At 43.9% G+C, this 6402-nt stretch carries 7 protein-coding genes and 1 pseudogene; 4 read left to right on the top strand and 4 right to left on the bottom strand.

What is annotated here, in order from left to right:
• The coding region (locus tag QAS77_RS09705; protein ID WP_305065249.1) for a DegT/DnrJ/EryC1/StrS family aminotransferase at nt 1–891 on the bottom strand (891 nt) is incomplete at its 3' end.
• Between the two features lie 801 nt (nt 892–1692).
• Nucleotides 1693–1881, bottom strand: coding sequence for an adenylyltransferase/cytidyltransferase family protein (locus QAS77_RS09700; RefSeq protein WP_305065247.1), 189 nt, complete (start codon nt 1879–1881; stop codon nt 1693–1695).
• Between the two features lie 198 nt (nt 1882–2079).
• Here QAS77_RS09700 and QAS77_RS09695 point away from each other — a divergent pair, with 198 nt between their 5' ends.
• Nucleotides 2080–2325 (top strand): hypothetical protein, encoded by a 246-nt coding sequence (locus QAS77_RS09695; protein WP_305065245.1) that lies wholly within the window; start codon nt 2080–2082, stop codon nt 2323–2325.
• Between the two features lie 199 nt (nt 2326–2524).
• On the opposite strand, the gene QAS77_RS09690 is transcribed toward QAS77_RS09695, so the two are convergent.
• Nucleotides 2525–3352 (bottom strand): CPBP family intramembrane glutamic endopeptidase, encoded by an 828-nt coding sequence (locus QAS77_RS09690; RefSeq protein WP_305065242.1) that lies wholly within the window; start codon nt 3350–3352, stop codon nt 2525–2527.
• Between the two features lies 1 nt (nt 3353).
• The gene (locus QAS77_RS09685; RefSeq protein WP_305065240.1) at nt 3354–4238 is read right to left on the bottom strand and encodes a DUF1616 domain-containing protein; all 885 of its coding nucleotides are present in this window, start codon (nt 4236–4238) and stop codon (nt 3354–3356) included.
• A 417-nt stretch (nt 4239–4655) separates the two neighbouring features.
• Between QAS77_RS09685 and QAS77_RS09680 the strand changes: the two genes are divergently transcribed.
• From QAS77_RS09680 to QAS77_RS09670, 3 genes and pseudogenes are all read left to right on the top strand, one after another.
• Nucleotides 4656–5183, top strand: coding sequence for an RNA-guided endonuclease InsQ/TnpB family protein (locus tag QAS77_RS09680; RefSeq protein WP_305065238.1), 528 nt, complete (start codon nt 4656–4658; stop codon nt 5181–5183).
• Nucleotides 5126–5794, top strand: coding sequence for an RNA-guided endonuclease InsQ/TnpB family protein (locus QAS77_RS09675; RefSeq protein ID WP_305065236.1), 669 nt, complete (start codon nt 5126–5128; stop codon nt 5792–5794). The genes QAS77_RS09680 and QAS77_RS09675 overlap by 58 nt, the downstream gene beginning before the upstream one ends.
• A gap of 30 nt (nt 5795–5824) precedes the next feature.
• Nucleotides 5825–6402, top strand: a pseudogene (locus QAS77_RS09670) (PGF-pre-PGF domain-containing protein); the annotation flags it as partial.

The raw sequence follows: 6402 nt of genomic DNA, 5'->3' as shown, positions 1-6402 counted from the left end.
GATACCACTCTGGTTCAGCTTTGTAACCAGCTCATCACGGTTGTCTGCCCTTAGGGTATACTGGTGGAACATATGTTCACATCCGTTCCTGACAGTTGGAACAGTGACCCCCGGTATGTTTTTCAGCCCTTCTGAGAGCAGGGATGCGTTCTTCTGGCGTGCAGAGTTGAACCTGTCGATCTTTTTGAGCTGAGACAAACCAATAGCAGCCGCAATATCTGTCATCCTCAGGTTATATCCGATCATCTCGTGCAGGTAACGCTGCTGAGATCCATGTGCACGAATCATCCTTGCTTTTCTGGCAACTTCGCTGTCATTGGTGGTTATCATGCCACCTTCACCGGTTGTCATGTTCTTTGTGGGATAGAAACTGAATGCACCTGTTCCGAAGGAACCTACCTTCTTTCCATGGTAGGTTGCACCATGGGCCTGGCATGCATCCTCAATAATGATAAGATCGTGATCCTCTGCAATTTCAGTTATGGCTTTCATCTCTGCCGGATGGCCGTAGAGGTGTACCGGCATCAATGCCTTTGTATCTTTGGTGATACTATCCTCTATCAGACTTGTATCGATATTGAATGTATCAGGTTCGATGTCTACGAATACCGGTCTTGCGCCGGTATACATTATGGTGTTCGCGGTTGCGATGAAGCTGAAGGATGTGGTAATTACCTCATCACCCTTTCCGATCCCATGTGCCAGCATTGCTGCATGAAGGGCTGCTGTTCCGGAATTAACTGCAATGCAATACTCAACCCCTGCATATTCAGCAAAAGCACTCTCAAACTCTGCAACTCGTTTTCCTTCTGCGATCATCCCTGAAGCCAGGACTTCAGATACGGCTTCTCTCTCTTCATCACCAATGTCAGGTTTTGCTATTGGAATCATTGTCAACGTCTCGTTTTTTGATTATTATATTAATTCATTCAAATCCACATGGTACCGGCGTCTATCACTTCTTCTCGTACCATGAACAATTCCAACAAAAATAGTTTCTAGTAAAACAAAGAAAAACTTCCATCTTGACTGAGTTAAAAATGACATTTAAGACTTTTTATCAATGTTGATCTTCACAGGTCAAACTTCTAAAGCAACGCTCTCCGTTTCATCTTCCATAGCCCTGGAACAACACCCGAGCGTGCAACACAGCTCTCTCTCTGCCACGCTCTTATCCACAACGAACTTATTCCCGCATACGGGGCAGGTTTTTTCAACACACCTCAAATTTCACACCTTTCGCTCCAAAGGGCCTAAATATATTTAAATTGATCGGTTTGATTTTTGGGATGTGTATATACAGTATGTTGCATCTGTTTTGAAGGCTCATTTCTAAGAAAATGTTGTTTTTCCTTATCTAAAGCAACATTTTGATTTTGTTCTTCAAACATCATCATTCACTTTTAGCCTGTGATCTCTTCAAATGGCCGTGCACATCGATCTCTCCCTGGCCGATACGGGTGGACGATCTGGGAGCATCGTCATCCGTCATTACGTAGTTGATGTTCACTATCTTTATTTCGGGTCTTAAGGTACCCTTTCTTATCTCGTTGATCTTCAGGGCAACGGGGTGGGTCTCGGGGGGTACTACGATGAACTCGTAGTTTTCCTCAAGGGTCGAGCCGAAAGGGTCTTTCAGGGTCTGTATATTGTAGCTTTTCTTGGGTATGCCAAGTTGCTCGACAAAGGCGGTCAGATTCTTCTTACGGGTCTTGATGTCGGGGATGTTCCTGTGTTCCTGTTCTTCTGTCTGGCCATCTCATCGGATGTCAGGCAGATATCCACAATATCGCCTTCCGCCATCTCGAACGCTTTTCTGATCAGTGCCATATGGCCCTCGTGAAGGAATTCGAAGGTTCCTCCTACCGCTGTTCGTCCCATCGACTGCAAAAGGGGGTTCGTATGTCATAAGTGTTATGATGGATCGATGCTTGTGTGGTCGGTGGTCTGGGCTTTGAAGCAGGAAGCCACCCACTTTAATGGGTGGTAGTCCACGGTCTCTTTTTATTCAATAAAATTTATTTCAAAAGGTATATATAGCATACAACATATTATTCAAATGGTTTTAGGAGGCATATAATGATTACAAGCATGGTTTCAAGTGCAGCATCATCCGCTGCGGTATCAATGACAACAAGCATAGGATTACCTGAATATGGCGTGCTTGCGGTGGTAGCACTTATATTCTTACTGTCTGCAAAAGAGATACTATCGGCATCCAAATACTGGAATAAATCCGTTTCTGCATCCCTCGACATGAGCATATTTCCACTATTCCTTGTATTCGCAGGAATTGTCGTCTTCAAAGTTGTAGAGATCGTCTGAATCTGATTGAAGTAGTGAACTACTCCGCCCTTACGGACGGAGCTTCCTGCTCCATTCCTTGAACTATTGTTCACAAGTCCACAGGCTCTTTCTGTTTTCACTCGATCTTTTTTGCAGGACATTCAACCCCTTCATCAGCTTACGCAAGGTGTCTCCTGCTCATGCTGATGAACTTATTTCCATTCTCATACCCATGGATTCACGTTAGATGAGGCAGAATCCCGAAAAGGATCACATTGATAAAACCGTGAGTAACACTCACAAGGAAGAGATTTCTGCATCTCTGATAGATATAACCCAGCATCAGACCTGCAAAAGCCGTGAAAAGCATTTCATAGGGGGTGCCATATCCGGAGTGCATAACTCCGAAAAGGATGCTTGCAAGGAGCAAACCCCGATAATCACCCAGGATCTCCTCCAGTTTCGTTTGCAATATCGCCCTGAAAATGAGCTCTTCAATAAAACCTACAAACATTACCATCACCAGGGAGAGCTTAAGCAAGTTGAAAAATGAAAGGTCGGGAATAAGATATCCCGGTTCGATGATCATGAACTCGCCCAATGCAATGATCAGACTTACAAGCAGAGCAACAGGCAAATAATAATATTTTATAGCCGTACTCATCCCCAGATACTCCATATCGAGCTCCTGCCCCTTCACCATAACATAGGCAGGTATCAAAAGAGGAGCATAGACGAACACATACGTATATAATGTCATATCAAAGAAAACCGGCATCGAAAGATTCAATATCCGCAACATGGAGATTAGAATAAAAGCACGCAACAAATACTGTTTGTCCACATCATTGATCACAATGGTCGACAAGGTCAGGACCAGCAGCAAAATGATATGCACCCATGTAGAGAACTTTGTATGCCCCAGGAACAACGAAAGCTCGGCCAGAATGATCACCATAGAAGGGATGGCTATCGTCAAAAGCTCCATATTGAGGCCACTTGTGCCGCTGATCTTCTGAAGAATACCCTCCTCACCAATAGTGACGAACTCACCATCTGACTCCATATTAGCTCTCCATCACGTCGATCCAGAGATGAAGGTCCCTATATGGAACCGTCATATTACCATCTTTATAGAGCAAGAACTGTAACTTCATGTCATCCCCGACACTCTCCGGCGTAAATGACAGCTCCTCCTCCCAGGTCTCATTATGCCCAAGGCTCATGAAAAGCCGTTCATGTCCCACAGAGGACGAACCGTTCTCAAGCAATAGGCCCATGGAATAATCAGTAACTTCATACTCATGGTTCACAACACCAACGATCACATTACCGCTCTGCCCCAATGTGAAATTCACAGGATAGCCATCAGCCATACCATCCATGCCAAGGATATAGAACTCGGTGAACTTCTCACCCTCCTTCGGTGTCACCACCACATAAGCAAGGGTCACCATCGAAGCGATTATGGACAGGACAAGGATGACCGAAAGGACCCTGTCAAGCCTGTTGTCCGGTTTTCTTGACAGCTCTTCCCTCAGAGAAAGATAGGTAGCATTGAACGGAACGCTGAACTCCTCACCCTCTGGCAAGACACGTCTTCTAAACACCGCCACCACGCACATCGCAATAGTAAAGAACGACAGCGAGACCAGGATCGGCAATAGTCTGATCCCCCACGGGGTATAATTAAGACCAAGTCCGATAAGAGGCACCACCGCGATACTCAGACCAAAACTAAGTGCCACCCTCTCGATCCCGTCAAGGTCATCCTTCTTAGGAAAAAGAGCTGCAATAAGTGCATAGCCCGGCAGGAAAAGAACCATAGGCAAACCTAGGATCGTACGAATAGCAGTGTCGCTCAAAGGCGGAAGCAGTATGAACGCACAGGTAAGTGATACCAGTAAAACAACGATCTTTATATCAGCGGGAACCTTATTCCTATCAGCCATCTTTATTTCTCTTCAATATTTTAATATTATATGCCCCTACATTTTATTCATGCCATATAAACATGTTTGAAGGGCATATTACAGTGTTTAAGATGTAACAGACATATAAAATAATATCATAATATAGATCTTACATGATTTTTTGACAGATATCAGAAATCCTTAAGTATATTGTAATGAAGTCAAAGAAAGAGGGATATACATAACAATTTTATAATTCATCAGCAAGAAGACCACTGTTTTTAAGCTCGCAGTAAATCAAAGATTTAATGGGAGTTTCATTTCATGGAAAACATCCAGATTAATCTGGATGTCTTGCAGTGTAACTGCAAGATGAAACAGGTGGATGAATTGCGTAAATAGTTATTTACTCTTGTTTCTGATATATATTAATAGTATCAAAACGTATGTTGCAATATGCGGAAATCCTACAAATTCCGTCTGTACCCGACTAAAGAACAGGAGCTCGTTCTGGTCAAAACTCTGGATGTTTGCAGATACATCTATAACGAGTTTCTTGCGGACAGAAGGAATGCGTATGACAGATGCAATCAAGGATTGACGACATTTGACCAGATCACTCAGGTCAAGTACCTTGAATTCAATACCGAAGTATTCTCACAGATCAAGCAGGATATATTGCGAAGACTTGGAAAGTCATTCGATGCTTTTTTCAGACGGTGCAGATCAGGTGAAACACCAGGGTATCCAAGGTTCAAAGGAAAAGACAGGTACAACAGTTTCACATATCCTCAATCGGGTTTTAAGATCGAAGGAACTAAACTGAAACTTTCCAAGATCGGAAATATCAAAATCAAACAGCACCGAGAGATAGAAGGTAGATCAAGACGTGTTCCATCAAACATGAAACCGATCAGTGGTATGCAGTGTTCTCTGTCGATACGGGTGCAAATCCCGAAAAGGTCAATCCGAATACATCCATAGGGATCGATGTCGGGCTTAACTCATGTGTCACGCTGAGCAATGGGGAACAGTACGATTCTCCTACCTATTTCCGCAAGTCAGAGAGATCCCTTGCAGTTCAACAAAAGAGACTTAGCAAGAAGAAGAAAGGTTCAGTGAATAGGCTCAAACAAAAAACTAAAGTTGTTAAGATTCACGGAAAGATACATAACCAAAGAATTGATTTTAACCATAAGTTGAGCAGGATTCTTGTCAACAGGTTTGACAGGATAGTGTTCGAGGATTTGAGTATCAAGAACATGGTTAAAAATCATCACTTTGCAAAATCAATACATGATGTTGCATGGGGTCAACTGATCCAGATGGCAAAAAGCAAAGCGGAAGAGGCTGGCAAGTATGTCGAATTGGTTAACCCATACAACACATCACAAAAATGCAGCAGCTGTGGAAACATCGTCAAGAAAGGTCTATCGGTCAGGGTTCACAGATGTCAAGAGTGTGGACTTGAGCTTGACAGAGACGTTAATGCCGCCATTAATATTTTGAATTTAAGCACCGTAGGGACTACGGAGGGAGCCTGTGGAGTCACGGACATTGGTCTGGGCTATGAAGCAGGAAGCCACCTATTTTAATGGGTGGCAGTTCACTAGCTGGTAGTACATATGACCAAGAACACAAAAATATGCTTACTTGTGTGCATCACACTAAGCCTTTTCTTATTGATACCTTCCGCGGGTGCTTTTGAGATAGCACCTGCAAACCCGAACGTTGGCGATGAGATCATCGTGACCGGAGACTCACCAACAAGCTCGGTCCCCGCAAAGATGGTGTTCACTAAAACCGTCCCGGTCGAAGATGGGACATATCTTTATTATGTTGGTAAAGTTGCCATCCCCGAAGGCCCGAACAACTTCCTTGTAGAAGCGAACAATGTAGAGGACCTGGTGGTCAAAGCAAAGCTCATGTTCTGGCTTACAGCAGGTCACCCCTCTGCCACAAATGGAAAAGCATCCTATTCAATGTCGAATGTTCCCAATGGATCATACTCGATAAAACTGACAGGCGAAGCCCAGCCTGACGAAACGACTGTTGATATGAAGATCACCGCAACAAGCGAGATCCCGGTAAAGGAAGGCCGTTACGAATTCAAGTATTCGACCACTTCCATGCCAGAAGGGGATTTCACACTGACCATCGATGGCGAGACAAAGACGATACACTTGAACTCCTTGTCCGATGA

The sequence above is a fragment of the Methanococcoides sp. genome (assembly GCF_030594565.1).
Lineage (GTDB): Archaea > Halobacteriota > Methanosarcinia > Methanosarcinales > Methanosarcinaceae > Methanococcoides > Methanococcoides seepicolus.
This window is presented reverse-complemented; position numbering and strand designations above follow the sequence as displayed.